Annotated in this window: 23 protein-coding genes; 8 read left to right on the forward strand and 15 right to left on the reverse strand. The window is 57.7% G+C overall.

Features of this window, described 5'->3' with window-relative positions; genetic code table 11:
• Window positions 1–2 precede the first annotated feature (2 nt).
• Window positions 3–884, reverse strand: coding sequence for a fumarylacetoacetate hydrolase family protein (locus CAK95_RS01210; RefSeq protein WP_086086173.1), 882 nt, complete (start codon window positions 882–884; stop codon window positions 3–5).
• A gap of 128 nt (window positions 885–1,012) precedes the next feature.
• Here CAK95_RS01210 and CAK95_RS01215 point away from each other — a divergent pair, with 128 nt between their 5' ends.
• Window positions 1,013–1,717 carry a GntR family transcriptional regulator gene (locus CAK95_RS01215; protein ID WP_086086174.1) on the forward strand — a complete coding sequence of 235 codons (705 nt, stop codon included), beginning with the start codon at window positions 1,013–1,015 and terminating at the stop codon, window positions 1,715–1,717.
• Between the two features lie 228 nt (window positions 1,718–1,945).
• Here the strand turns inward: CAK95_RS01215 and CAK95_RS01220 are convergent, their stop codons facing one another.
• The 3 genes from CAK95_RS01220 to CAK95_RS01230 are packed head-to-tail and all read right to left on the reverse strand — an operon-like array spanning window position 1,946 to window position 4,473.
• Window positions 1,946–2,677 carry an HAD family hydrolase gene (locus CAK95_RS01220; RefSeq protein ID WP_157699490.1) on the reverse strand — a complete coding sequence of 244 codons (732 nt, stop codon included), beginning with the start codon at window positions 2,675–2,677 and terminating at the stop codon, window positions 1,946–1,948.
• Window positions 2,678–2,714: 37 nt separating this feature from the next.
• Window positions 2,715–3,737 carry an amino acid ABC transporter substrate-binding protein gene (locus tag CAK95_RS01225; protein ID WP_342587981.1) on the reverse strand — a complete coding sequence of 341 codons (1,023 nt, stop codon included), beginning with the start codon at window positions 3,735–3,737 and terminating at the stop codon, window positions 2,715–2,717.
• 40 nt (window positions 3,738–3,777) lie between these two features.
• On the reverse strand, window positions 3,778–4,473 hold the full coding sequence (locus CAK95_RS01230) for a GntR family transcriptional regulator (RefSeq protein ID WP_086086177.1): 696 nt from the start codon (window positions 4,471–4,473) through the stop codon (window positions 3,778–3,780).
• Between the two features lie 141 nt (window positions 4,474–4,614).
• Between CAK95_RS01230 and CAK95_RS01235 the strand changes: the two genes are divergently transcribed.
• The 3 genes from CAK95_RS01235 to CAK95_RS01245 are packed head-to-tail and all read left to right on the forward strand — an operon-like array spanning window position 4,615 to window position 7,725.
• Window positions 4,615–5,778 carry an amino acid ABC transporter permease gene (locus tag CAK95_RS01235; protein WP_086091120.1) on the forward strand — a complete coding sequence of 388 codons (1,164 nt, stop codon included), beginning with the start codon at window positions 4,615–4,617 and terminating at the stop codon, window positions 5,776–5,778.
• Between the two features lie 2 nt (window positions 5,779–5,780).
• Complete coding sequence (locus tag CAK95_RS01240) at window positions 5,781–6,917, forward strand: amino acid ABC transporter permease (protein ID WP_425349660.1); 1,137 nt, start codon at window positions 5,781–5,783, stop codon at window positions 6,915–6,917.
• A 16-nt stretch (window positions 6,918–6,933) separates the two neighbouring features.
• Window positions 6,934–7,725 carry an amino acid ABC transporter ATP-binding protein gene (locus tag CAK95_RS01245; protein WP_086086178.1) on the forward strand — a complete coding sequence of 264 codons (792 nt, stop codon included), beginning with the start codon at window positions 6,934–6,936 and terminating at the stop codon, window positions 7,723–7,725.
• A 313-nt stretch (window positions 7,726–8,038) separates the two neighbouring features.
• On the opposite strand, the gene CAK95_RS01250 is transcribed toward CAK95_RS01245, so the two are convergent.
• Together CAK95_RS01250 and CAK95_RS01255 are read right to left on the reverse strand one after the other, a co-directional pair.
• Window positions 8,039–11,122, reverse strand: coding sequence for an efflux RND transporter permease subunit (locus CAK95_RS01250; RefSeq protein ID WP_086086179.1), 3,084 nt, complete (start codon window positions 11,120–11,122; stop codon window positions 8,039–8,041).
• A complete protein-coding gene (locus CAK95_RS01255; protein ID WP_245303580.1) occupies window positions 11,119–12,195 on the reverse strand; it encodes an efflux RND transporter periplasmic adaptor subunit in 1,077 nt (358 codons plus the stop codon). The genes CAK95_RS01250 and CAK95_RS01255 overlap by 4 nt, the downstream gene beginning before the upstream one ends.
• Before the next feature lie 254 nt (window positions 12,196–12,449).
• Between CAK95_RS01255 and CAK95_RS01260 the strand changes: the two genes are divergently transcribed.
• Window positions 12,450–13,178, forward strand: coding sequence for a response regulator (locus tag CAK95_RS01260; protein ID WP_086086181.1), 729 nt, complete (start codon window positions 12,450–12,452; stop codon window positions 13,176–13,178).
• A 433-nt stretch (window positions 13,179–13,611) separates the two neighbouring features.
• Here the strand turns inward: CAK95_RS01260 and CAK95_RS01265 are convergent, their stop codons facing one another.
• Together CAK95_RS01265 and CAK95_RS01270 are read right to left on the reverse strand one after the other, a co-directional pair.
• A complete protein-coding gene (locus CAK95_RS01265) occupies window positions 13,612–14,844 on the reverse strand; it encodes a patatin-like phospholipase family protein (RefSeq protein WP_342588020.1) in 1,233 nt (410 codons plus the stop codon).
• Between the two features lie 71 nt (window positions 14,845–14,915).
• On the reverse strand, window positions 14,916–15,638 hold the full coding sequence (locus CAK95_RS01270) for a response regulator transcription factor (RefSeq protein ID WP_086086182.1): 723 nt from the start codon (window positions 15,636–15,638) through the stop codon (window positions 14,916–14,918).
• 214 nt (window positions 15,639–15,852) lie between these two features.
• Here CAK95_RS01270 and CAK95_RS01275 point away from each other — a divergent pair, with 214 nt between their 5' ends.
• Both CAK95_RS01275 and CAK95_RS01280 read left to right on the forward strand, forming a co-directional pair.
• Entirely contained in the window at window positions 15,853–17,022 is a 1,170-nt protein-coding gene (locus CAK95_RS01275; RefSeq protein ID WP_086086183.1) for an aspartyl/asparaginyl beta-hydroxylase domain-containing protein, read from the forward strand.
• Window positions 17,023–17,038: 16 nt separating this feature from the next.
• Window positions 17,039–17,857 carry a DUF3313 domain-containing protein gene (locus CAK95_RS01280; RefSeq protein WP_245303582.1) on the forward strand — a complete coding sequence of 273 codons (819 nt, stop codon included), beginning with the start codon at window positions 17,039–17,041 and terminating at the stop codon, window positions 17,855–17,857.
• Between the two features lie 273 nt (window positions 17,858–18,130).
• Here the strand turns inward: CAK95_RS01280 and CAK95_RS01285 are convergent, their stop codons facing one another.
• The 4 genes from CAK95_RS01285 to CAK95_RS01300 form a co-directional block, all read right to left on the reverse strand.
• A complete protein-coding gene (locus CAK95_RS01285) occupies window positions 18,131–18,448 on the reverse strand; it encodes a lipid-A-disaccharide synthase N-terminal domain-containing protein (protein WP_086086185.1) in 318 nt (105 codons plus the stop codon).
• Window positions 18,438–19,205 carry a glycosyltransferase family 2 protein gene (locus CAK95_RS01290; protein ID WP_086086186.1) on the reverse strand — a complete coding sequence of 256 codons (768 nt, stop codon included), beginning with the start codon at window positions 19,203–19,205 and terminating at the stop codon, window positions 18,438–18,440. Before CAK95_RS01290 ends, CAK95_RS01285 begins: the two co-directional genes overlap by 11 nt.
• Window positions 19,202–20,044, reverse strand: coding sequence for a phosphatase PAP2 family protein (locus CAK95_RS01295; protein ID WP_086086187.1), 843 nt, complete (start codon window positions 20,042–20,044; stop codon window positions 19,202–19,204). Before CAK95_RS01295 ends, CAK95_RS01290 begins: the two co-directional genes overlap by 4 nt.
• 209 nt (window positions 20,045–20,253) lie before the next feature.
• Window positions 20,254–20,895: a methyltransferase family protein gene (locus CAK95_RS01300; protein ID WP_157699491.1), complete on the reverse strand. Its 642-nt coding sequence runs from the start codon at window positions 20,893–20,895 to the stop codon at window positions 20,254–20,256.
• Window positions 20,896–21,557: 662 nt separating this feature from the next.
• On the opposite strand from CAK95_RS01300, the gene CAK95_RS01305 reads away from it, so the two are divergent.
• A complete protein-coding gene (locus tag CAK95_RS01305; protein WP_086086189.1) occupies window positions 21,558–21,785 on the forward strand; it encodes a hypothetical protein in 228 nt (75 codons plus the stop codon).
• A gap of 115 nt (window positions 21,786–21,900) precedes the next feature.
• Here CAK95_RS01305 and CAK95_RS01310 read toward each other — a convergent pair whose 3' ends face one another.
• The 3 genes from CAK95_RS01310 to CAK95_RS01320 form a co-directional block, all read right to left on the reverse strand.
• Entirely contained in the window at window positions 21,901–22,179 is a 279-nt protein-coding gene (locus CAK95_RS01310) for a hypothetical protein (protein ID WP_086086190.1), read from the reverse strand.
• A gap of 111 nt (window positions 22,180–22,290) precedes the next feature.
• The gene (locus tag CAK95_RS01315) at window positions 22,291–23,526 is read right to left on the reverse strand and encodes an MFS transporter (protein ID WP_086086191.1); all 1,236 of its coding nucleotides are present in this window, start codon (window positions 23,524–23,526) and stop codon (window positions 22,291–22,293) included.
• 25 nt (window positions 23,527–23,551) lie between these two features.
• A complete protein-coding gene (locus CAK95_RS01320) occupies window positions 23,552–24,703 on the reverse strand; it encodes a patatin-like phospholipase family protein (RefSeq protein ID WP_086086192.1) in 1,152 nt (383 codons plus the stop codon).
• Window positions 24,704–24,711 lie beyond the last annotated feature (8 nt).

The raw sequence follows: 24,711 nt of genomic DNA on the forward strand, positions 1-24,711 counted from the left end.
TTCTATGCCACGGAGCGCAATTCCACCGCTTCGTCCTGGATTGGGTTCACCAATATGCCAAGCTGCTCGACCTCGATCTCGCATACATCGCCCGGCTTCATATAGAGAGGCGGCTTGCGGGCGAGGCCCACACCCGAGGGCGTACCGGTCACGATCAGGTCACCGGGCATGAGTGTGATGGCTTCGCTGATGATCGAAACAAGGCTCTCCACGTCGAACACCATCTCGTCGGTGGAGGCACTCTGAACGACGTTGCCGTTGAGACGTGTCTCCAGACGAAGGCCTTTGCAGCCGGGCGGCAATTCGTCGGCAGTCACAAAGGCCGGACCAAACGCGCCCGTATTGTCGAAATTCTTGCCAACCGTCCATTGCGGCGCCTTGAACTGATAGTCGCGGATGGATCCTTCATTGGCGATCGAGTATCCAGCCACATGGTCGAGGGCGGATGACTTGGGAATGTATCGTCCTTGGCGGCCAATCACGGCAACGATTTCGCCCTCATAATCGAACTGCTCCGATACATGCGGGCGGATCAGCGGAGCTTTGTGGCCGACCAGGCTTGATGGGAATCGTGCGAATAATGTCGGATAATCCGGCTGTTTAAAGCCGCTTTCAGCCGAGTGGTCGGCGTAGTTCAGGCCGACACAAATGATTTTGCCGGGGTTTGGCAGCGGCGGCAGCAACCGTACGTGATCGAGATCAATCATCCTGCCGCGCCGGAGCTGTCGGGCGGCCTGCTCGAGAACCACTCTTCCCTGGGAGATCAGATTTCCAAGGTCACCGGGGTAATCATCGTCCTGAGAGGTTAGGCCGCGGTAGGCACCGTTGCCGGTATCGATTGCAAGGCCGGCGTGGCAGTCATCCGTAAAGGTTATGAACCGCATTGAGGGAACTCCTGCTTCCGCTCTTCTAATGCCGCGCGCAGGTCCGCGTCAACGAAAAATATATTTTCCAGATTAAATTTACTTTTTTGCTATATATGTTTTGCTGAATCAAAGGCGTAAATGGTTTCATGAAGACGAGTTCGAGCTTAACCCAAGCAGCCTACGACGCCCTTCGGGCGGAGGTGTTGACCTGCCGGCTCGCGCCTGGGACCAAACTCGTCATTGCGGATTTGTGTGAGCGGCTGGGCTTTAGCCTGGGCGCCGTTCGTGAGGCCCTCTCTCGCTTGACATCGGAGGGGTTTGTTATTGCGGAACCCCAACGGGGTTTTCGCGTATCGCCAATTTCAGAAGCGGAGCTCAGGGATTTGACCGAGGTCCGCGCCGATATCGAAAGCCAATGCCTTCGGCGTTCTATTGAGGCCGGAGATATTGCATGGGAGGGCCGAGTTGTGGCGGCTTACCACGAGCTGGCGCGAACTCCGGAGCGTGTTGCTGACGATCCCGAACGGAACAGTGAGGCTTGGGCCCAAGCTCACGGCCGCTACCACGCTGCGCTTGTCGATGCGTGCGACAGCGCTTGGCTGCTGCGCTTACGAACGCTCCTTTATGCCCAGTCCGAACGTTACAGACGATTGTCAGTACCGCTCGCTCGGCAAGAACGAGACCTTAATCGGGAGCATCGCGAAATCATGGAAGCGACTATCGGGCGCGACCCAACGCGTGCAGTGTCATTACTTCGGGAGCATCTCCTGACAACCACGCGCATTCTTCTGTCGTCGCAAGTTGTCAACCAGCCCGCGACGACCATGCCTGAAGCCGTCTCGAGCTCCTAGCGCACGTACAATCTTCCGATCACCTTCCGCAGCACATGCAAAAGAGATTTGATCTCTGCGTCGTCGCGACAGCAGTCGCAATGCTGACTCACAACATCCAATTGCCGCGATTCGAGAAAACCATCCCACGATTGGTGGCATAGAATGCTGTTGCCTTCCGGAGGTGAGATCGGACTTCGGCTCGTGTCGAGTGCGAAGGGACTGCAACAGCCTAATGAAAATAGCGACTTAGCCGACGGCAGCGAACCGCGAGCGGGCCTTGTGAAGCACGACGAGCTCGGCAAGCGACGTGACGGCCAAGTCCGGCTCCGCTTCAGTCGCGAGCGTCGCGCCGCTTCCTTTCCGATTATGGCGGCGGTTCACCCAGATCGTGGAGAGCCCAAGTTGACGCCCCGGCATGACGTCGTGATGCTTGCTCTGCGCCACGTGCAGGATGTCGTCCTTGGCAAAACCCTGGCGCTCCAGCTCTTCCAGGGCGCGCGTGAAGTGCGGCAGGCCAGGCTTGTAGGAGCCGACATCCTCCGCAGTGACCGTAAGCACGAACGGAACTTCAAGCAGACGCAACGTGCGCGTGAGCGACGAATTGTCGACGTTGGACAGAATGGCGAGCTTGTAGAAGCGCGACAGGTAGCGAAGGCTGCCAACGGTGTCGGCGAAAGGTGGCCAGTGGCCCACGGATTCCGCAAAAGCCTTTGCGCGGCTTTCATTCTTCTCCCAGCCGAACGTCCCCTCGATGTCGTGCCAGGTTCGCGCCAGCAGCTCAGGATACAGAAGAGCCGGACGGACTTGCTGGTGCTTGGCCTGATGCAGGGCAAACGAGGTGATCACGAGATCCAGCGGAGTCGCCCCACCCAGCTCCGCCATCCAGGGACGAACCAGTTCCTCCATTCCGGTTTCCCAGTCGATGAGGGTTCCGTAGCAATCGAAGGTGAGAACTTTGAAGCTGTCGAAGTCGAGCATGTAAGGCATTCTTCCCGGCAGGGTGAGGCGATCGTTCTCAGCGGATCGGCGGCGGATAGTGAATGCCGCCGTCCGTCCAGAGACGATTGAGCGTTCGCGGCAGCTTGAGAGGAGCGACATTGCGATCCCAGCTCTCGGCATAGTTGCCGACCTGCCGCACGATCCGCGCCGACCACTCGTTGTCGATGCCGAGCATCTTTCCGAAGTCGCCGGTCTTGCCAAGGAAACGCTGCACGTCGGGGTCCGGATTCGAAGCGGCCTGATCGATCGTCTTGCTGGACAGCCCCATCTCCTCGCCGATCAACATCGCGAAATTCGTCCAGCGCACGATGTCGTACCAACGCTGATCTCCCTTTCGGACCACAGGACCGAGCGGTTCCTTGGAGATGATCTCCTGAAGCAATTCGAACTCTTCGGCGCGCGACCCAAGTCCGGCACGGAACGCAGCGAGCGCCGCCGTGCCAATGGTGTAGGCGTCGCAGCGGGACGAAAGGAACGCCGAACGCAGCTCTTCGAGGTTGTCGATCACGAGCGGCGTCAGCTTCATGTTGTTGCGGCGGAAATAATCCGTGAGGTTGAGCTCGGTCGTCGTGCCGGGCTGAACGCAGACCGTCGCCCCGTCGAGACCCTTGGCTGATTTCACGCCGAGCGATTTGCGGACCAGAAAGCCCTGGCCGTCATAAAAGGTGACACCCGTGAACTGCAGACCGAGCGCAGCTTCGCGCGCGAGAGTCCAGGTCGTGTTCGACGCGAGAATGTCGATCTCGCCGGTCTGCAGCATCGGCAAGCGGTTTTGCGTCGTGGTGGCCACGAATTTCACCTTCGTGGCGTTGCCGAAGATCGCCACGGCGACGGCGCGGCAAACGTCGACATACAAGCCGCTCCATTCGCCGCGCTCGTTCACCGCCGCAAATCCCGGCAGGTTCGGCGCGGCCCCGCAGATGATCACGCCGCGAGACCGGATCGCGTCCAGTGTGGGTGAAGCACTGCCGTGCGCCGCAGCATCGCCGACGGCACCGATCGAAAGGCAGATCGCAGAAACGAACACGATATTACGCAATATCGACATCCCCCTGAAAGACGCTTCTCGCTTTTGGTGTTCAGTCCTCGTCCGGAGAAACCAATGTCTCCGGCAATTGCTCGACCATTCGATCCGACGCATCGGCAATTTGCTGGCGCGTCAGGTCGACGGCGACTTTCACCTTGCCCGCGCGCAACGCGTCGACGATCATCTGATGGCTCTCGCCCCAATCGGCCGACAGGCCGACTGCCCGCCAGACCGGAAGAACGTAACGGTTGATGGCAACCTGCAGCGCTTCGATCTGACTCAGCAGACGCGGACGTTCCGCACGCACGTAGAGGCGGTTGTGGAATTGCCAGTGAAGGGCCGCCGCCTCCAAGCCGAGCCCGGCCGCCTCGACCCGCGCAAGAATCGCTTCGGCCTCGTCGTAGTCGTGCGCCGTGAGACGCGGCGCCGAAAGCTGGAGCGCATGCGGTTCGAGCAGCAGCCGCATCTCCATCACGTCGCGGAAGTCGTCGCGCGTGAGCGGTGCGACGCGGATTCCCTTGTTGATGCGCTGAACTGCCAGTCCTTCGGATACGAGTTTCATCAGCGCTTCGCGCACCGGCACACGCGAGACGCCAAAACGCGTGGCGATGTCATCTTGGTGAAGCCGCTCGTTCGGCCCGAACACGCCGGAAAACACGGCTTCCCGCAAAGCGCGCGCGATCGCGTCCGGAAGCCCGTCACGCGACGCCAAATAACGATCCGCCAATGTTTTGAGGGTCTCAGTCATTGCCCTTGCTTTCGAATAATGCTGAATGTATTCATTTTCTAACCCGTGTCAAACAATTTCGAGTGTAAAATGACGCGATGCTCCTCACCGGAGAGCGATTTGAACCTGAATGCCGTTCTCGATCGCGTGCCGAAGTCTAAAATGCGACGGCTGCCGACCCTGTCGCTCGGCGACCCGCTGCTGCGCGCCTGGGTCTATCAGGCGTTGGCGCTTGGAATTGTCGCGCTGACGGTCTGGTACCTCACCGCCAACACGTTGCGGAATCTCGAGCTGCGTGGGATTTCGACCGGCTTCGAATTCCTCTGGCGCGAAGCGGGCCTTCCGATCGCCGAGACGCCGATCGACTACGCCCCCACCGATAGTTACGGGCGCGCGCTGCTGATCGGGATTCTCAACACGCTCAAAGTCGCGAGCCTCGGAATCGTCCTCGCGACCTTACTCGGCACGATGATCGGGATCGCCCAGCTTTCCCGCAACTGGCTTCTGGCGAAGATCTCCGCACTTTATGTCGAGCTGCTGCGCGACCTGCCGCTCCTTCTGCAGCTTCTGTTCTGGTACACCGCGCTTCAGGCGCTGCCCGCGGCACGGCAAGCCTTCAATCTCCTTCCCGGCATCTTCCTGTCGAACCGCGGCTTGATGCTGCCGGCGCTGTCGATCGACAATTTTCAACACCTCGCCGTCGCGATTGCAGCAATCGTCATCGTCATCGCGGCGGCATTCTTTTTCCGCCGCTCGCGGTTCGCCAAACGTCAGGACGGGCAGCGGCGGCGACTCTGGCCGTCCGTATTGATCCTCGCCATGCTCCTCCCGACCGCCATCTTCTGGCGCTTAGGTACGCCATTCCAGGTCGATCTCCCCACTCTGCGCGGCTTCAATTTCCGCGGCGGGACGCTCGTCTCACCGGAATTTTTCGCGCTGTTGTTCGGCCTCGTCACCTACACCGCGGCCTTCATCGCCGAAATCGTGCGCGCCGGCATCATCGCCGTCAGCAAAGGCCAATGGGAGGCCGGTCGCGCGCTCGGCCTTCATAACGGGCTGATCCTGCGCAAGATCGTCATGCCGCAATCGCTGCGGCTGATCATTCCGCCTTTGACGAGCCAGTATCTCAACCTCGCCAAGAACTCCTCGCTCGCCGTCGCCATCGGCTACCAGGACATCGTGTCGATCGCCAACACAACGCTCAACCAGACAGGTCAGGCTATCGAAGGCATCGCCATCATCATGATGGTCTATCTGACGATCAGCCTGTCCATCAGCCTCTTCATGAACTGGTACAACGACCACGTTGCCTTGAAAGGGCTCTGAGGATGAATCAATTGACCTTGCGGCCCGGCAATCTCAGTGCGGCCATCGCACCGCCGGAACGACCAACGCCCCAGCGCTGGATGCGCGCGCTGAACTGGTTGCATCTGCATCTTTTTTCGTCTTGGCTGTCGACGGCAACGACGCTTACCTTGGCTTATCTTCTCGTCCGCGGGCTCATCACCGTCATCGACTGGGGCATTCTGCTGGCCGTGTGGTCTGTCCCGCAAGGCGACAGCGAGGCATGTCGTGCCGTGCAAGGACTTGGCGCCTGTTGGGCGGTCATCGGCGAGAAATATCGCTTCATTCTGTTCGGAACCTATCCCTATGCCGAACAATGGCGCCCTACCTTAAGCGTTGCCCTTTTCATCGGCCTTTACGCGCTCTCGGGCTGGCGACGCATGTGGCGGCGCGAGCTGTTTCTGATCTGGATTGTCGGCTTGTTGGCGGTGATTGCGCTGATGCGCGGCGGAATGGCCGGCCTCAGCCATGTTCCGACGGAGCGGTGGGGCGGGCTGCCGATCACGCTGATGCTGGCAACTGTCAGTCTCGTTGCAGCCTTTCCGCTCGCGATAGTCGTCGCCCTGGGGCGACGGTCGGACATGCCGGTGATCCGGTGGCTCTGCATCGCCTATGTCGAGCTCATACGGGGCGTGCCGCTGATCTCGCTGTTATTTGTCGCCAGCGTAATATTTCCGCTGTTCCTGCCGGAGGGCATCGACTTCGACAAGCTCGTGCGTGCACAGATCGCCCTCATCCTGTTTGCCGCGGCCTATCTCTCCGAGGTCATTCGCGGAGGCCTGCAAAGCGTCGGCACGGGCCAATACGAGGCTGCCAATGCGCTTGGGCTCGGCTACTGGCGAAAGATGGGGCTGATCGTTCTTCCTCAAGCGCTGCGACGAACCATCGCTCCCCTGGTTAACACTTTCATCGCGCTATTCAAGGACACTTCGCTGGTTCTCATCATCGGAATTTTCGATCTGCTGTCGGCCGCAAAAACCGCGATCGTCGAACCGGCGTGGCAGGGATTCGGCGTCGAGGTCTATCTGATCGTGGGAGCAATCTATTTTGCCTTCTGCTTTGCGATGTCCCGATACAGCCGCTCGCTCGAGCGTCATCTCAAGGCTACCGAACACGCTTAAGGGAGATTCAGTGCCGATGCGAAGAGCCATCGCGGCCGATCAATTTGAACACAGCAACGACACGCGAGAGAGCCGGCACGACGCGGTTCAGTTCGAGGGCGTGCACAAATGGTTCGGTAACTTCCATGTACTACGCAACATCAATCTAATCGTTCAGCGCGGCGAGCGGATCGTGATATGCGGACCTTCCGGCTCCGGCAAGTCGACCATGATCCGCTGCGTGAACCGCCTCGAGGAACACCAGCAAGGCCGCATCGTCGTCGACGGCACCGAGCTCACGAACGACGTCAAGAAGATTGACGTCATCCGCCGCGAGGTCGGAATGGTGTTTCAGCATTTCAACCTTTTTCCGCACCTGACAATTCTCGAGAATTGCACCCTCGCCCCCATCTGGATGAAGAAAATTCCGAAGAAAGAGGCGGAAGACATCGCGATGCAATATCTGCACCGGGTTAAAATCCCGGAGCAGTCGCACAAATATCCCGGCCAGCTCTCCGGAGGGCAACAGCAACGCGTCGCCATCGCGCGGTCGCTCTGCATGAATCCGAAGATCATGCTTTTCGACGAACCGACGTCCGCCCTCGATCCTGAGATGGTCAAGGAGGTGCTCGACACCATGGTCCTGCTCGCCGAGGAGGGCATGACCATGCTTTGCGTCACCCACGAAATGGGATTCGCGCGCCAGGTGGCCGATCGCGTCATTTTCATGGATTGCGGGCAAATTGTAGAAGCAAATACACCCGATCAATTTTTCAGAAATCCACAGAACGAGCGCACCCGGCTCTTCCTTGGTCAGATTCTGCAATAAAAACCTCCGCGTGGTTCCCTCCTGCCAATAGAACTACGGACGATAATCTCATCTCCGATCTGGCACGTGCGTGCCGCCACACATCTTGACGCCGGGTGCTCTTTCCGGTCCTGGTTTCGACGAATTGGAGGAACGATCTCGTCTCTTGCGTAAAGGACGCACGTTTCTGCTGGCCATCACTGGATGAGTTAGCCCGGAAAGCAAGCTCACCAAGACCGATGGATAACCGAGAGACCTGCACACTTTATCCGATTGCCGTTGGATCAAATAACAAGGCGCTCAACAGGAATGACAATTGGCAGCTCACTTGTCATCATGCGCTTTGCGTTTCGCTGCTCAGAAAGCGGTTCCTGATCCACCGTTCCAGGTCGTCCATAACCGTGAAAACGGCGGGAACGTAAACAAGGCTGAGAACGGTTGAACTGACGAGCCCTCCGATAATGGCGATCGCCATGGGCGCCCGCGTCTCAGCGTCGGCTCCAATGCCAAGCGCAATCGGCAACATTCCAGCCCCCATCGCTACCGTGGTCATCACGATCGGCCGAGCGCGCTTACGAGCTGCATCCAAAAGCGCCTCGGCGCGGTCCAAGCCACTGTCTCGCTGAGCAACAATCGCATACTCGACCAAAAGAATTGAATTCTTCGCCGCAATCCCCATGAGCATCAAAATGCCTATTAGAACGGGCAGGGAAATTGACGTTCCCGTCACGAGCAGCAGACCGAGTGCTCCACCTAGTGACAACGGGAGTGCAGTCAGGATCGTGACCGGTTGAACGAATCCGTTGAACAGGAGAGCAAGGACAAAAAAGAGCAGCGCAATGCCTGAAATAATTGCAAGCGTAAAGCTGCTGAAGAGCTCCTGCATGCGCTCGGCATCGCCCTCCGGCTTGCGGATCACAGACGCTGGAAGCTGGCTGATCGACGGCAACTTCGATATCACATCCTCGGCCTCCCCAATTGTAATCCCGCTCAATTCCGCTTCGACGGTTTCGCTTCGGGTCCGGTTAATGCGCTCTATCTGGTTCGGCCCTGCCCCGAAAGTGACGTCTGCAACTGCCGATAGCGGCAGCGGCCCTTCAAATGTTGGAACCTGAAGATTCGATATGCGGGAAAGATCGGTGCGCGCATCTTCATTCAACAACACGCGGATGGGTATCTGTCTGACGTTCAAACTGAACTTGGCGAGGTCGCGGTCGACGTCTCCTATGGTAGCAATGTTGACAGTTCTCGCGATCATTGTTGTGGACACACCAAGGGCCGCAGCCTTATCCGCTTTAGGAACGATCTGCAGCTCAGGTCTCGCAACGCTGCTGGTCGCCGCGGCCCGCTGAAATCCCGGCGTCGAACGCATCTCCTGAACCAATTGCCGCACCGAACTCGCGAGCGCCACCGGGTCATCGCTCAACAACGAGACCTGAACCTTTGTGCCCGATGACCCCTCCCCTCCGAAACGTATCCGTGCGCCGGCAATCCTTGATAGCTCCGGTCCAACCGAAGCCTCAAACGCCTGTTGCGAAAGCGTTCTCTGGCTCCTCGGGACCAGGTTAATTGTGATCGTCGCTTTTCTCACCTCCCCGGCCGACATCGGCGATTCGTCGGGTCCGAACGACAGTGATGTCTGCGTTCCAAGTGCTGAATATACGGCTCCCACTTCCGGCCGCGCCCTTAAAACAGACATGACTTTCTGTGTCACAGTGTCGGTTTCCTGCAACGTCGCGCCCGGTGCCAGTTCAACGGCAAGAATGGAGCGACCTTGGTCAGCCGCCGGCATGAACTCGGCGGGAAGAAAACGAACGAGCGAAAGCGAACCCAGGAAAAATACTACGCCCGCGAAGATCGTGATCCATCGACGACGCAAGGTCCAGTCCAGCATCCACGTGTATTGCCGTACCCATGCAGGCTCCCTCTGCTCGTTACCTGTTGTCTTCAGAAGGAAAGCCGCCATCAAAGGCGTTAAAAGACGCGCGACAACAAGAGAAAAGAACACCGAACTGCAGACGGCAATTGAGAACGACTTGAAGAACTGCCCCGGTATTCCTGGCATCAGCCCAACAGGCATGAAAACCGCAATGATCGCGAAAGTCGTTGCAACGACAGCCAGACCGATTTCGTCAGCGGCGTCGATCGCGGCGTCATAGACGCTCTTTCCGGACTGCCGTACGTGTCGAACGATATTCTCAATTTCCACAATAGCGTCGTCGACCAAGATTCCGACAACGATGGCAATCGCCAGCAGCGAGATATTGTTGAGAGATTGATTGAGCGCATACATGATCGCGAATGTCGGGATCAACGACATCGGGAGCGCGACACTCGAGATCAACGTTGCCCGGAGATCGCGCAGAAACAGCCAGACGACCAAAACGGCTAGCAATGCACCGAGGGCGAGCGCTTCGAGAGCCGCATTGTATCCCTCGACCACTGCATCGGTCGATGTGGTTACTTCAACGATCCTTATTCCGGGATGGGCGGCCTCGAATTCCGTCATTCGCCTTCGCACATCCCGGGTCACGGCAATCTCGCCCGTGCCGACCGCCCGGTAAACACTGAAGCCGACGACTTCCCGATCGTTGAATCGCGCCCTCTGCCGCGGCTCAGCCCAGGACCGCTCGACGACCCCCAGATCGGCGAGCCTGATGCTCCGGCCGTCACTAAAGGCGAGACGCATGTCTCTCAGGGCTGCAACATCGAGGGCACTCCCGACAGCGCGAATCGTCTGCTCCGCCGCCCCCAACGTCACACGACCACCGGGTTGGTTGATGTTCTGACTTTTGATCAGGTCGGAGACTTCGAAGGCTGTCAGGCCAAGTGCCATCAGCCGGTCAGGATCGAGTTTGACCGAAATCTCGGCGTCGACGCCACCGGATCTCGAAATTCTGGATACGCCCGGCACGGCAAGCGCGGCCTTGGCGATGTCGTTATCGATAAACCAACTCAGATCGTCGGGGGCCATCGCCGGCGCATCGACGATGAATGTCAGGACCGCCTGTCCTGTCGCATCGACACGCTGAATTATGGGATCGAGGGCCGCCTGAGGCAATTTCGAACGCGTAGACATGACAGCATTGCGAACGTCATTCGTTGCCCGGTCGATGTCTGTTCCAATTGCGAACTCGACGTTGCTTGAGGAGATCCCCTCATTCACAGTTGAACGTACATGATTGACATTGCCCAATCCGGTGACGCTGTCTTCAATCAGGCGCGTAACCTGCGTTTCGATCTCGGTCGGCGCAGCTCCAGCCCATACGACACTGACGGTCACTGTGGGAGGATCGATATCGGGCAAGTTGTTGAGCCGAAGCTTCGAAAACGAGACGAGGCCCAATAGCGTCAGGAACAAGAACAGTACCGTCGTTGCTACGGGATTGCGGATCGCCCAGCTGGAGATCTTGTTCATCGTACGGCGCCAATTCTCACGGACGCTGTTTCGATGTTGACGGTATCGCCATCATTCAGAAATCCAGCCCCTTGAGTCACGATGCGGTCTCCCACATCCACACCCCGCAGGACTTCGACTTGGTCGGTTGTCCCTCGGCCGATCCTGACTTCCGTGAGCGCCACCAGATTGTCGGGACTGACCTTGAAGACGTGTGCCTTGGCTTCGCGCCAGACCAGCGCCCTCAGCGGAACGGTCAGCGCAAACTTGCTTTCGACCGCAATTTCCACACGCGCAAACATGCCAGGCTTCAAGTGCGTATCGCGGGAGAGCGCAATGCGGACCGTACCCAAACGAGTCTTGGGATCGACAATCGGCGAAATGATGCGAACGACTCCGTGTTCAGGCCGGCCGGTGGGACCGATGATCGTTGCAAATTGCCCGACTGCGGCAGAAAGCAGATCTGACTCCAGCACGCGGGCGTCGACCTCGATTCGGTTTTCCTGAACGAGCCGGACCATTTCGGTTCCAGTCTGCATCACCTGGCCAATCGCTACCGATCGGGATGCGATCATGCCGGCCGCAGGGGCGACAATCACCGTCTGGCGGTGCCGCGCCTCGATTTCGAGCAACTGCGCCCTCGCTGCCTCCAGCCTGGCTTCCGTCGTCTTAACGAGCGTCTCGCGCTGCTCGATCGTCTGAGCCGTGATCACACCGGACGTAACTGAACGGGCCCGTATGGCATCCGATCTGGCGCTTGCAAGGCTCGCCTCAAGTTCGTCGATCGCCGCCTTTTGCTTCAGTATCTCCGCTCTTATACGATCATCGTTAAGGCGCGCCAAAACCTGACCTTTTGCAACGAGATCGCCCTCGTCGACCGCGATCTCGGTTACGGCAAGACCGCTGGCTTCCGTGCCAACAAGTATCTCACGCCAGGCGACAACGCCTCCCATTGCGGTGATGCTCCGAATGACCTTGGTTTTCTCCACCGAAACAGCGGTGACCGTCACGGCCGCCGATGGGCCTTGCGCGTGAGCTGCGGAATAGAGAAGCGCGAAGATGGAGACGGACGCAGCGCGCATGCATTTGGCCATAGCTGTCATCCTGCATTTTCCCTACGTTCGTTTTGCAATAGGACGCATCGAGCCGCTTCGGCGGACAGGTGCGGATACCCACATAGACCGGAGGCTTTGCTCGCGTTGGACAATTCGTGTCTGATTGTCCTGGTCACGATCGATTTGTGTCGAAATGTTTCTGCAAGAGTAGGGTGTCGCAATTTGTTACGAATTGCAGCATTTTTCGACCGTACTCCGCTGTAGAACATGACCTGAAGCCATCGAATGACAACATGACCGAACACATTCCGCAAATCCTTGTCGTCGACGACGATCCGGAAATTCGAAAACTGCTCGCACGCTATATCGAAGGTCAGGCATTTCGCGTTCTCCTGGCCTCGAACTGCCGCGAACTTCGCGAGCGTATTACGACCAATCAGATAGATCTCATTATTCTTGACGTGATGCTTCCGGATGGCTCGGGCCTCGATGCATGCCGGGACTTAAGAGCAGAAAGAAACACTATCCCGATCATACTTCTGACCGCTCTCAAGGAGGACATCGATCGCATCATCGGTCTCGAAATGGGAGCCGACGACTATCTCGGAAAGCCGTTCAACCCGCGAGAGTTGGTTGCCCGCATTCGTGCTGTACTGCGACGTCACTCGAAACCCATTTCTCGGGGCCTCAGTTCAACGGCGTATATTTTCGAAGGATTCGTTGTCGACCCGCAAGGACGCAGCGTTGTGGACGCTCAAGGTAACAACATAGAGTTAACGGGCGCCGAGTTTGATCTCTTGCAGACTTTCCTTGACCGACCCGGGCGGGTCCTTTCGCGGGACCAGCTCCTTGATCTGACTCATGGCCGGGACGGTGACGTACTCGATCGTTCGATCGATGTCCTTGTCAGCCGTTTGAGACGCAAGCTGGACCCATCAGGGACGACCAGTCTCATTAAGACAATTCGCAATGGCGGATATCAACTGGTCGTTAAAGTCGAATCACAGGAACCCGTGTCGTGATCACTCTGCGGGCTAAGCTCGCTATGCTCATCGCCGCGGCGAATCGTTTCTGCGATCGGTATCTCGACGGGAGTGCTCGTCTATCCCGCGCGCACAAAGAATGTCGATGGCGCGGGACTGGGTTTGACGATCGCACATGAGAGCGTGCAGCGCGCCGGAGGCAGCATCACGATTAGAAAACGGTCCCGTGCATGGTTTGCTCCAGACTGTGAAGTTGCCGGTTGATCACATGCCACAATCCCGACCTGCCTAGAACAGCGCTGTGGTCGCTGCATCGTCCGTTGATCATGATACCTTTGCAATATTGAAGTGTCCTGCAAGGGGCTGGCTTTCGGCGTCATGGAAAAGACGAGATATCCTCGGGAATTGCACCGGCATGAAGTTCGACGATGCATTCGGCTGCTGCAGAAATCTGCATTTGCACGAGCACAACTTAGTCCGACAACGACAGAGTCAAATCCAGAGTTTCCGGACGTTTGAGTGTAGGAATCTTGGACCTCGTTGCTAACCCCGGCGGGACTTTAATCCAGCGGTAACCTTGGACCCCAGAGCGATAGCCTTCATCGTAAAGTGCTTGCATGTAGGCCTTTTCAAATGGCTCAGCCCATCTAACGCTGAAGCTGGACGGAATGGCGGCCAAGTTGAAGTCGGTGCCATCGGCCAGCGCATTGACGTAAATGCGATAAAGGTCACCAATGCTTTGGCTTTTGATGAGTGTAAACACCGACCGCCGGGAAATTGAGAAGATACCTTCCTCGACGGCTTCCCATTCGGGAGTGATCTTCCCGTTGCGGATAATGAACAGACGCCTCGCCGGGGATGCTTTTGTCGCAGAGCCGAGCCCACGGCCGGCAACTGAAGATGGCGGCACGAAGACCTGCTGAGTCACTCCACCATCAACATGCAACTCTTCATAAGTCTGGCCACCAGCCCGGACCTTGATGCGTACCGGAGGAAAGGCACCTGGGATCGACGCAGAGGCCAATAGAACCTTACGAAAAAGACTAAGCGCCTGTGGATGACCGCTCATTGCGATGCGTCCCATATCCCAAAGGACGGGCCGCTCCGCATCCAGATTTGTCGTGCCAATCAGTAAGATCCGCCCTTTTTTGCGCTCGCGGGCGACATCGCGGAGGAAAGCCTCATCGACATAGTTTGCAATCAGACTTCCGAGCGGAGAACTGTCAACCAATCCACCGCCAAATAGCGGCGCTATAATGCCAGGATCATAAATGTCACTGCGCGTGTATTTGGTAAAAATCTCCCTCAGCTGCACATCTTTCCCTTGGCCCAGATAGACGAAAGGAGCGGTGAGTGCACCTGCGCTAACACCGGTGACAACATCGAAGTCGGGTCGCGTCCCGGCATCACTCCAGCCGACCAGGAGACCGGCTCCGAACGCACCGTTGTCAGCTCCACCTGAGATCGCGACGATGTTGAATGCTCGTGATTGCTGTTCTGAGCGTCCCACCGCTGAAGTGAACGCGGCCATCTTGTGCCTTTCGGCCCTGAAGAGCGCGACGAAGGATTCGGCCGGCGCGTCACCCCAAACGCGGATATTTGGCATGCCAGCGAGTTCGGCCTCGTTTGAAAGCTGTTCCGGCACAATATTGCGGGGGAAGACGGTTGCGCATCCAGCGCCGAGTACAGCGAACACGAGCAGCACAATGGTCAATGGTATTCCGGACCGCGCACGTACGGCAGCCGCGCTTGTTCGTCGATCTCCGACACTCCGGCTCAACGTTGCCCATCCGATTGAGTGACCTTTGCGACAAGTTGGTAACCTCCATTGCGAACCGTCTTGAACATCTGATTCGATTCACCGTTCGCGAGCTTGCGTCGCAGGCGACTAATCAACACGTCGATCGAGCGATCTAACGCGTCTCCATCGCGCCCGTACACCAGATCGAACAGTTGATCCCGCGAAAGGACGCGACCGGGGCGATCAAGAAAGGTCAATAGCAGATTGAATTCTGCGCCGGTCAGCTCGACTTCGCTGCCTTCCGAATTGATCACTGACCGAGCAAAAGGATCCGCCCTGAACCCTTCGAAAAAATAGCAACTCGCGTCACTCTGTATGGAGCGGTTATCTTTGTCGCGGCGCAGTACTGCGCGGATGCGGGCGGCAAGCTCGCGCGGATTGAAAGGTTTCCCCAAGTAATCGGCAGCTCCGATCTCAAGACCTATGATCCGGTCCACGTCCTCCTTCAGAGCCGTGAGCAGTATGACAGGAATTTTTGACCGCATCGTCCGAAGGTCCCGACAAAGATCAAGTCCAGATCCGTCCGGCAACATGACATCAAGGATGATGAGGTCGACTTGGTAGTTCGAAATGCATTCGCGCGCGTCCGCACATCTAGAAGCAAGCTGAACACGCAAGCCCTGCCCTTTCAGATAGCGCGCCAAAAGCTTTCGAATTTCAAGATCGTCATCCACAACAAGAACTTGTGGGGGGTGCATGGCAGTCCGGCTGTCCGATTATGCTCTCGTCGCCGAGTAACCATAATTCACAAGGCCGAAGGAAAATTTTTTGTAACAAACGCTGTCTCCAACTCGGCTGGACTTGTTCTGACACAAAATCAGCTCTTGGCGAAACATTCGGACGTCTCTGACCAAATTCCGACTCACGCGCTCCCTTAATCAGGGCGGCGATGTTGAAACCTCGGAGATACTTATGTTGGCACTTGGGGGCCTTTTTACTTTTGTGGCAGCGAGCATCGTATACGTATATCGCTTTAGGGGAACTACTCGCTACGAGAGCTTGACGGAGTACATCCGCAAGGGTTGGCCAATCTTCACGCCTTTGAACTGCGCGTTGTATATGACAACCATGCCACGCGGATCAAAAGCCATTCTCGATCCGAATGATTTTCCGGAACTCGACTTGTTGCGTCAAAATTGGCAAACCATTCGCGATGAAGGCTTAGAGCTCGTGCGCCAGAACTACTTCGACGCCGCCAAGCGGCCCGGAACCGCGGGATATTACGACGTCGGCTTCCGGTCGTTTTTCAAATACGGCTGGAGTCGCTTCTACGTCAAATGGTACGGCTACACACATCAATCGGCAAGACGATTGTGCCCCGAGACAGTGAGGATAATAAACACAGTCCCGGCCGTGCATGGAGCCATGTTTGCCTTTTTACCGAGAGGGGCCCGGCTATCCCGTCACGCCGACCCAATTGCCGTATCCCTGCGCTACCACCTGGGCCTCTCGACGCCCAACTCCGACGCTTGCTTCATCAATGTAGACGGCCGCAACCAAAGTTGGCGAGACGGCGAGGTTCTCATGTTTGATGAGACCTACCTCCACTACGTGCGCAACGATACCGACTCCGATCGCCTTATCCTTATGTGCGATGTTAGACGACCCCAAAATCCGCTGGGGGCCGTTCTCAACTTCCTCTACCAAGGCGTTGTGCGCGCCTCAGTTGTACCCAACACGCCAGAAGACTACCGGGGTTTCGCCAATAAGATCTTTGCAGGGCTCGCGCCACTACTCACATGGAGCAAAGGACTGAAAACAGCGAACCGGTTTCTGTATCTCGTCCTCAAGTGGTCGGTGAATGCCTTGCTGATAGTGTTGCTGTTGGGAATGGCAGCGGGCGTGGTGCACTTTCATTGCGTCATGTTGAATGAGATCCTGGGCCACGTATCCACTTTATCAATAGGACCACGTAAACACCCTGGGGGTCGGAATGCGCTTTCTTGCGTCGTCGTTTGGTCACGCCTTTCTCATGTCAGGACCGTCTTTGAAATGCCAGATGGGCAAGATTGGGTGCAGGCACCTACGCGAGGATTACTCATGGCGAAAGTGCACCAAGACGTCAATGAGAGGACCGCGTAGTCCGATATTATTGGCTATGTTGGCCATCATTAGCTTATTGCCAGGTTGCGCGACTGCTCCCCTTGTACAGGGTAACAGTCTTTCTTCGTACGATGGACTAAAACAGGATGACGGCAAGATCACCAAGTCGCGGCTTCACGTGAGAAAGGATCAGGTGATGGCTGCGAAAACCGTCAACATTGTGCCAACCACCTTTCCGCCTACGATCGCACCGGCATTGTCAAATGAACAGCGGGCGCTCGTGGCGAACGCCGTCAACCGGGCCCTGTGTGTTAGCCTCAGCGATCGTTTCACCGTTGTCACGCCAGATGTCCCGGCAGACTTGACCGTGCGAAGCGCCGTCACCCATGCAACAGAAACCAACGAAGTTGCAGCGGGCATCTCCGTAGCAGCCTCAATCGGCACAAAGTTTATCGATACGAGCGTTCCAATTCCGACACCACGGATTCCGATTGGCTTGGGAGAAATCGCTATTGAGGCGGAGGCCCTTGACCGCTCCGGCCGACAGCAGGCAGCCATCGTTTGGGGTAGAGGTGCAATGGCCTTTTTTAGCACGCCGAGAGTATCGAAAGTGAGTGATGCCTACGATCTGGCCGAGGCCTTTGGCGAAGATTTTGCAAAAGTGCTCGCCAAAGGCGAAAGCCCTTTCAAGTCTAACGGCATCGATTTCCCCACTCCGGAAAAGGTCCGTTCCAAGATGGGATTCGCTCCGAAGTACGCAGCGTGCGAGGCCTATGGTCGCTCTCCAGGCTTTGCCGGCTGGGTGGGCGGCAAGATCGGTTTACCACCTGAATGGACTGATAAGGGTTCGAAGAAGGAGCCACAGGCGCAATAGAGGGCCATCCGAGCGGTCAAACGTCTGCCGCGCAAAATCATTGTTGCAGCGTGCATCTTGAAGATGAGCAGAAGGTCGCGACGCACGTCGTGATCTTCTGCTAGCTGAATGGAACGGCTTGGTTGATATTGTCAGCTTCGCCGAAGACACGAGCGCCCCCAGCGACCGCTCGCTTGGAAACCGTAACCGATCCGATAATAGAAGCCGTCGCGGGGTTGCCTATTTGTGCCGGCCCGCTCCATGGAACCACTTGGTTTAATGAGCCGACGCAGCTTATACCCGGCTCTCGCGGATCACAAAATAGACGTTGCGCAGATAGATGAAAAATCCAAACGTCTGCCCGGCGACAAAGACCGGGTCTTTGCGATGTAGTGCATAGATCAACAGCATCGCGCCGCCGGCCAGTGACAGCAGCCAGAATGCGGTTGGGATCACGCTGCGGCCTGCACGCTCGGATGCAATCCACTGGACCGCGAAACGCGCGGTGAAGAAGGCTTGTGCGACGACTCCGACAACCACCCATACGTCAAGGTTACGAACGAACACGTCTTGCATGTACGTTCCGATTATCTGCAACAGATCAACCAGCATCTGACTTCAGCTCTCTCACCCGCGGAACCACTTTGCGGCGACGAATCAACCACCACACACCCATGAGATCGAGCAGACCAACCCAGAAGCGATCCCACAAACCGTATTTTGAAACACCGCGACGACGGTCTCGATCCATAACGTCGATCTGCACGACCGCGTAGCCCTCTCGTCGCACGAGCGCTGGCAAGAAACGGTGCAACCCATCAAAGACCGGCAGCGCCAGGAATACCTCGCGCGGAATTGCCTTCATTCCACAGCCGGTGTCGGTTGTGTGATCGCGCAGGATGGTACCACGCACGGAATTCGCAATGCGCGACTGCATTATCTTGAAGCGGGTTGCCTTGCGACCGACCCGCCGCCCAGCGACGAGGCCAACCTCCGGCATACCGGCTGCAAGCCTCTGTGTAAATTCAAGGATGTACTTCGGATCGTTCTGACCATCGCCATCGATTGTCACGATTACAGCGCCGCGCGCCGCGCGCACGCCGCTCGATACGGCTATTGACTGCCCGCTCTTGCGGTCATGCGAAACTGACCTCACTTCCGGGTAAAATGTCGTCAGGCGCGCAAGCTTCGTTGCGGTGCCGTCAGTCGAGCCGTCGTCGACGAAGACTATCTCGAATGCAGTTTTGCCGCGCAGCGCCGCTAAAATCTCGGCCGCGAGGCAGGCGATGTTTTCCACTTCGTCGTGAACCGGAATCACGACGGAAATGTCCAGATCAGCCCCGCGTGCAATGATCCGAGACTGGTTCATCGGAGGCTCCGGAGGTTGCCGATTGCGCGCGCTATTCTGCGCAAACCTGGCCCCGGCATTGCGTGCACATGTCCGGCAGCGTCGACCGAAAAGACCCAGCGTCGCGCCGCAAAATAATTCCGGATCACGAGAGCGCCGAGCCCACCAATGACGACACCCATCATGACATCGGTGGGATGATGAACGGCGATAATTAGGCGCGTCGCAGAGATAACAAGGGCAAAGGTCCAGAACAGTGGCCAGAGCCGCGGCCACAGCGCGCCCAGTGCGACCGCCGCTGCAACCGCAGTGGTGGCGTGGCCAGACGGCATGCTGCCATACGCATATTCGGGAAACGGCATGCCCCCGAACAGTCGCTCACGGAAATACGCAAATGGCACATAGAGGAAGGCGTCAGGCTGTCCCGTTAGATAAGGCCGCGCGCGCCCAATCACCGCCTTCAGGGCGCTGGCCAGCAATCCCGGTAACGCTATCGCCGAAAAGAGAAATGTCAGTCTCAGCGACAGCGCCGAAAAGATCAGCCCGTCCCGCCGACTTGCCGCCACAAACCCAGCTGCGACGCACAGCGCGAGCAACCCTGCCAGCGGCCACAGGATCCAGCCCGACTTACCGTAGGCGCTGATTTTGCCGGACAGGTCGACAAGCCACCGCGGCAAATGACGCGCCTCAGTGATGCTCCAAACATCAAGCCGCAGCTTTGCGATAGCGAAGAGCGCGATAAAGGTCAGAACTCCGATCGCAACAGCAGCGACCGTGGGCCCGAATGGCCCGGTCCCCGAGGCACGGCGCGGCTTTTGAAACGCCGTAGCAACAACGGCCGAAACTGCGGCGCGTTTCATGATTGGTGACACCCCCTGATCGCTAATGCTGGCTATCAATAGTGCGATCTCGTGGCCTAAAATCGGCCCTTCGATGTATGGATGTTTCTGCCGGACTGATTTTTGTATCAAAGCACTTCGCAATGACGAGCCCGCAAGTAGCGCACGTTAACTGCCAGTCAGACGACCGCTGCCGGATACGATTGATTTGATCGTCGGCGCACACCCATCTAGGGTAGCGACACCAGGACAGGTAACAGCCCCTCCAGTTGCAAGGATCGACAAGCTGCTATCAAGGGAACGGCCATCAAGAACAAGAGCGCGTCCGCGAAGGTCATGAGCACACGACTCTGCCGTATGGTCAGCGTTTCCGTGTCTCGCCATAGGCGCAGGTTTGGAAGAAAACGCGGCACAAGTCTCAAATATTCTGCATAGGGCTGACCATGTCGCTCCAGTAGCCGACGCTCTTCCTGTTGTGTGACCATCCAGAATACCAGCGATCCGACGCATGCGCCCACCAGCGTCAACATGATGCTTCGTCCCAAAGCACCAATTCCCGCAGTGCCCAGTATCGAAAAGAAATACAATGGATTGCGCATGATCGAGTAAGGACCGTCGGTAACAAGCTCGACTGTTTTCCTTCCTGCGACATACAGCGACGACCATGTGCGCCCGAGAATACAGGCTATGATGAGGCTGAGGCCAAGCCACCCGAATGCGTCATGCGCGGCTGAATCGGACGGGTACGCCGACTCGGACACAGCAAGAATGACAGCTCCGGCAAAAACTGCGATCAATAGAATCATCTTTCGAACCGACTCAACACCAGAAATGTTGCTTCGTTCGAGACTGACCAATTCTCGCTTACTCATATGACGGCGCCCTCTCTCCATCGCCCAATCCGGACGGGTCGTTCAAATTCAAGAGAGAGTGCGCAGGCGCTCCATCCGAGAGGCTGACATCATCATAAAACTGAAGTATCCCTGCCCATTCTGCGTTCGCGGTTATGCATGCCGTTGGCAGCCCATTCGTCAGTGGCGAGAGACATAATGTTATCCCACGACGCGAGCAGCGCTGAACCAGCCGGCTGTCCTCTTGAAACGACACAAATATAAGTACATTCCCCATTCTGATCCCCGCGGAGTGTTAACACCGCATAATTGCTAGAGGGATCGTGCTCGGAATTAGGTCAGAGGTGTTTCAATGCTTCTGCTCAGCGGACTTTTGTGTCAGGAAATGTCTGATCGAGTTGAGGACAACCTTTGACACAAAATTGTCTTCTCCAGCCTGCTCCGATGGCGGGCCATCATTTTCTGCAATCGGGACGACGGCGGATTTTTTTGCCGATCTCCCCTTCGCGCCTGAACGATGCCGGACGCATAGATTTCGAGGATCACGCTGCAGGACTCTTCATTTCTCAAGCTCTCCAGGGAGCACGGATCGCTTGTTGAGATGCTGCAACACGCGTACCGCTCTTTAAGAAAGCCTAGTCCTCATCCCGAGGCACGCCCTTGATGTCCACGTCAGTTTGAACATGGACGGTTCGCCGCAGCTTGTGCAGTTCTGCGGCCGCTTCGGCTGGATCCTGAAACTGATTATTCTCAGTTGGATGGATGGCGCGCGAGGTGTCGATTCGATCGCGCCATCCTTCGACCGGTGCGCGTCAGCACCGTCGTCGTCGCCCGCGTTCATCGACGTTTGTCGTCATCGTTTCTGGGCGAAACTGGGGCGGCACTTAAATACTGTGCTGCCGCCAAGCTGAATTTGACCGCACAGATAACCACACATGTTTCGCAACGGAGCCGGCGGGACAGGAGGGCCCCACCGGCTTCGACGCCGGATCCCCCGATCGCGTCGCGATCGCGGCATCCGAATAGTTAGCGAACCATCAGCCCGTGGAACATATCGAGCAGCGGGTTCATCCGCACCATCTGGATACGCCCTTCGGTGCGCACAGCACGCGAACGCACGGTCGTGGTCTGCGCAAACGAACTGCGCGCGGACGGCGCGAATGCCGACTTCGGGCCGCCGATATAGGTGGCAGCAGAGGTGTTGCCATGAAAGCCAGTATCGAGACCGCCGCGATCGGCGGCATTGACGACGGTGGCGGCGACAACGAGCGAAGCAGCGACGAGAGCAGTCTTGGTGATCGACATTTTCAGTCTCCTTCGGTTTAAGCTACGCCCGTTATCGAGCGTCGAGGCAGGTGTAAGACGGCGCGCTTCTCAGTTGAAATATCGCTTGAGAATTGTGCTGATAGCGATGCGCTATGTAACGACGGCGGGCTGGGCGGGAAGCTTGAGCCGAACGGCAAGCAGCGCCGCAACCGCAAGCGACAGCGCGATTCCAGCAACACAAGCAAGCCAGCCGAACTGATCGAACAATTGCCCAAGCAGCGCCGTGCCTACTAGGCCGCCGAAGAAATAGCATGCGAGGTAGATGCCGCTCGCCGATCCACGATCCGTGGTCGCGGCGCGCCCAACAAAGCTGGTCGCGGCCGCCTGCGCAAAGAAGGTGCCGATCCCAACCAACGCGAGGCCCACAATCACGGCAACAAGATTAGGCAACAGCAACAGCGGCAGTCCCAGCCCGGCCAGCGCGAGTGCACCCCAGAATGTCGGACGTGTTCCGAACCGCTGGGCGGCAGCTCCGGCGAAAGGCGTGGTAATAACTGACGGCAGGAATACGAAATAGATCAATCCGAGCGCCATCATGCTGAGCGCATGCGGCTCCCGCACGAGCACAAAATTGATGTAGGTGAACGTGCCGATAAATGCGAACAGGATGCAGAAGCCGATCCCGAATGCAGCGCGCAAAGGCGGGTTTTGCAGATGTTTACTCCACAGCGCGAGCGGCGACGCCAAAGCTTCGCCACCCGGCTGCACCGGCATGGTCGAGCGGACCGAAAAATAGACCAAGATCGCCCCGGCAAGATTGAGCGCCGAAAAGAAATAGAAATTCGCCGCCAACCCGAGGTGATCCGCAACACCGGCCGAGATCAGCCGACCGACCAGATTACTCGCTACATTGCCGGTGATATAGGCGGCAAAGGCAGCGCCTGCGTCCATCGCACTGCATTCTTCCCCGAGATAAGCCAGTGTCAGTGTGAACGCCGCAGCCATGCACAGACCCTGTAAGACTCGCAGGATCGCGAAGCTGGCAAGATCGGGCGCCCAGGCCAGCAATGCGGTCGGAATCGCAAGCACGCAAAGACTTAGGACAGTGCCGGAGCGCCGGTTCAAGCGCCGGCTGAAGAACGCGACCGACACCCCTGCGACCGCCATTCCGAGTGTGCTCGCATTGACGGCGAGTCCCATGGCGGCCGGCGTCACACCGTAAGCTTTCGTCAGCGCGGGCAGAATGGCCTGTGTCGCAAACAGATCCACGACCGTCAGAAAGGCGATAACTCCGATGATGACATTACGACGGAGCGCGCGCAGCGCTCCGCCTTGTGCACCCGCAACACTGATCGCCGGCGATATGTGGGACGAGGCATGTGACATGATGGAATACCGTGGAAACCCGCGTCTACTCTGCCGCTTCCACCATCCCGGACATCAGCTCATGCAGCAGCACACCCTCGAGTGGATCGAACTCGTTCTCCCATGGCGCCTGCTCGAGCACGCGCATCGTATTCTGATAGCCAGCCTCCCAGCGCACGCGCAGGCTCGATGGACTGAAATCAACGTCCTTGGTGTGGTTCTCATTTTCAATCTGCGGCGCGAGCAGGCGCACGACGTGCATCGTCGTGGGGCATCCATAAGATGCCAGTTCCCGTACCTTCGGGAGGTTGCGGATCTCCTCCGGCAGGTACTTCGCCAGATCATTGATCACGTGGCGGAGATCGTGCATCTGCCGCTGCCGCGCGATATGACTGGCCACGCGGCTGGAATACTGGATGTCCTTGTGCCGGTTCAGCACTTCCCAGATCGTGGATGGCTCGTTGCCGACCGGATTCCACAAATGGGCGGCGAAGATCAGTGAATCCTTGCGCGGATTGTCGTCGAAGATGGCTTCGGTCGGCGTGTTCGATAGGATGCCGCCATCCCAATAGAGCTCACCATCAATGCGAACCGCCGGGAATGCGGGCGGCAACGCTCCTGATGCGAGGATGTGCTTCACATCGATTTCACCGTCACGGCTATCGAAGTATTTCATCGCGCTGGTGCGCACATGTGCCGCGCCAACGGTGAGCCTCGGCTTGCATTGATTCAGTAGCTCGAAATCGACCAGCTCGAGCAGCGTCCTTTCCAATGGCGCCGTCGAATAGAAGCCAGCGCTGTCCACCCCGAGCGGAACATGCGTGCCGAGAAACGCTCCCGGATTGGGCTCGAAGAAATCCGGGATGCCGCGCAGCAATGTTCGCCAATAAGCCACCGTGTCGGACAGACCCGTCCAGGTTGGCACGCCGAATGGCGGGCGATAGGCCATGCGAGTCCAGAATTCCTTGAGGGCGTCCAGGCGGTCGTTGCGGGCGTTGCCCGCGATCAGACCCGCATTGATGGCGCCGATCGACGTGCCGATGATCCAGTCGGGGTCGATGCCATGCTCATGCAACGCGTGGTACACGCCGGCATGATAGGCGCCGAGCGCTCCGCCGCCCTGCAGGACCAGCACGATCTGCCGATCTTGTTTCTGTCCGTCTCGCGCCGAGATCTGTGTGACCGAACCAGGTTCCATCATCTCCT

The organism is Pseudorhodoplanes sinuspersici, assembly GCF_002119765.1.
Lineage (GTDB): Bacteria > Pseudomonadota > Alphaproteobacteria > Rhizobiales > Xanthobacteraceae > Pseudorhodoplanes > Pseudorhodoplanes sinuspersici.

Excerpts from the sequence above, each read along its gene's own strand:
- CAK95_RS01210 (WP_086086173.1), bottom strand. The coding sequence starts at position 884 with ATGCGGTTCATAACCTTTACGGATGACTGCCACGCCGGCCTTGCAATC.
- CAK95_RS01215 (WP_086086174.1), top strand. The coding sequence starts at position 1,013 with ATGAAGACGAGTTCGAGCTTAACCCAAGCAGCCTACGACGCCCTTCGG.
- CAK95_RS01220 (WP_157699490.1), bottom strand. The coding sequence starts at position 2,677 with ATGCTCGACTTCGACAGCTTCAAAGTTCTCACCTTCGATTGCTACGGA.
- CAK95_RS01230 (WP_086086177.1), bottom strand. The coding sequence starts at position 4,473 with ATGACTGAGACCCTCAAAACATTGGCGGATCGTTATTTGGCGTCGCGT.
- CAK95_RS01235 (WP_086091120.1), top strand. The coding sequence starts at position 4,615 with ATGCGACGGCTGCCGACCCTGTCGCTCGGCGACCCGCTGCTGCGCGCC.
- CAK95_RS01240 (WP_425349660.1), top strand. The coding sequence starts at position 5,781 with ATGAATCAATTGACCTTGCGGCCCGGCAATCTCAGTGCGGCCATCGCA.
- CAK95_RS01245 (WP_086086178.1), top strand. The coding sequence starts at position 6,934 with ATGCGAAGAGCCATCGCGGCCGATCAATTTGAACACAGCAACGACACG.
- CAK95_RS01250 (WP_086086179.1), bottom strand. The coding sequence starts at position 11,122 with ATGAACAAGATCTCCAGCTGGGCGATCCGCAATCCCGTAGCAACGACG.
- CAK95_RS01255 (WP_245303580.1), bottom strand. The coding sequence starts at position 12,195 with ATGGCCAAATGCATGCGCGCTGCGTCCGTCTCCATCTTCGCGCTTCTC.
- CAK95_RS01260 (WP_086086181.1), top strand. The coding sequence starts at position 12,450 with ATGACCGAACACATTCCGCAAATCCTTGTCGTCGACGACGATCCGGAA.
- CAK95_RS01270 (WP_086086182.1), bottom strand. The coding sequence starts at position 15,638 with ATGCACCCCCCACAAGTTCTTGTTGTGGATGACGATCTTGAAATTCGA.
- CAK95_RS01275 (WP_086086183.1), top strand. The coding sequence starts at position 15,853 with ATGTTGGCACTTGGGGGCCTTTTTACTTTTGTGGCAGCGAGCATCGTA.
- CAK95_RS01280 (WP_245303582.1), top strand. The coding sequence starts at position 17,039 with ATGTTGGCCATCATTAGCTTATTGCCAGGTTGCGCGACTGCTCCCCTT.
- CAK95_RS01285 (WP_086086185.1), bottom strand. The coding sequence starts at position 18,448 with ATGCTGGTTGATCTGTTGCAGATAATCGGAACGTACATGCAAGACGTG.
- CAK95_RS01290 (WP_086086186.1), bottom strand. The coding sequence starts at position 19,205 with ATGAACCAGTCTCGGATCATTGCACGCGGGGCTGATCTGGACATTTCC.
- CAK95_RS01295 (WP_086086187.1), bottom strand. The coding sequence starts at position 20,044 with ATGAAACGCGCCGCAGTTTCGGCCGTTGTTGCTACGGCGTTTCAAAAG.
- CAK95_RS01300 (WP_157699491.1), bottom strand. The coding sequence starts at position 20,895 with ATGAGTAAGCGAGAATTGGTCAGTCTCGAACGAAGCAACATTTCTGGT.
- CAK95_RS01305 (WP_086086189.1), top strand. The coding sequence starts at position 21,558 with ATGGACGGTTCGCCGCAGCTTGTGCAGTTCTGCGGCCGCTTCGGCTGG.
- CAK95_RS01310 (WP_086086190.1), bottom strand. The coding sequence starts at position 22,179 with ATGTCGATCACCAAGACTGCTCTCGTCGCTGCTTCGCTCGTTGTCGCC.
- CAK95_RS01315 (WP_086086191.1), bottom strand. The coding sequence starts at position 23,526 with ATGTCACATGCCTCGTCCCACATATCGCCGGCGATCAGTGTTGCGGGT.
- CAK95_RS01320 (WP_086086192.1), bottom strand. The coding sequence starts at position 24,703 with ATGGAACCTGGTTCGGTCACACAGATCTCGGCGCGAGACGGACAGAAA.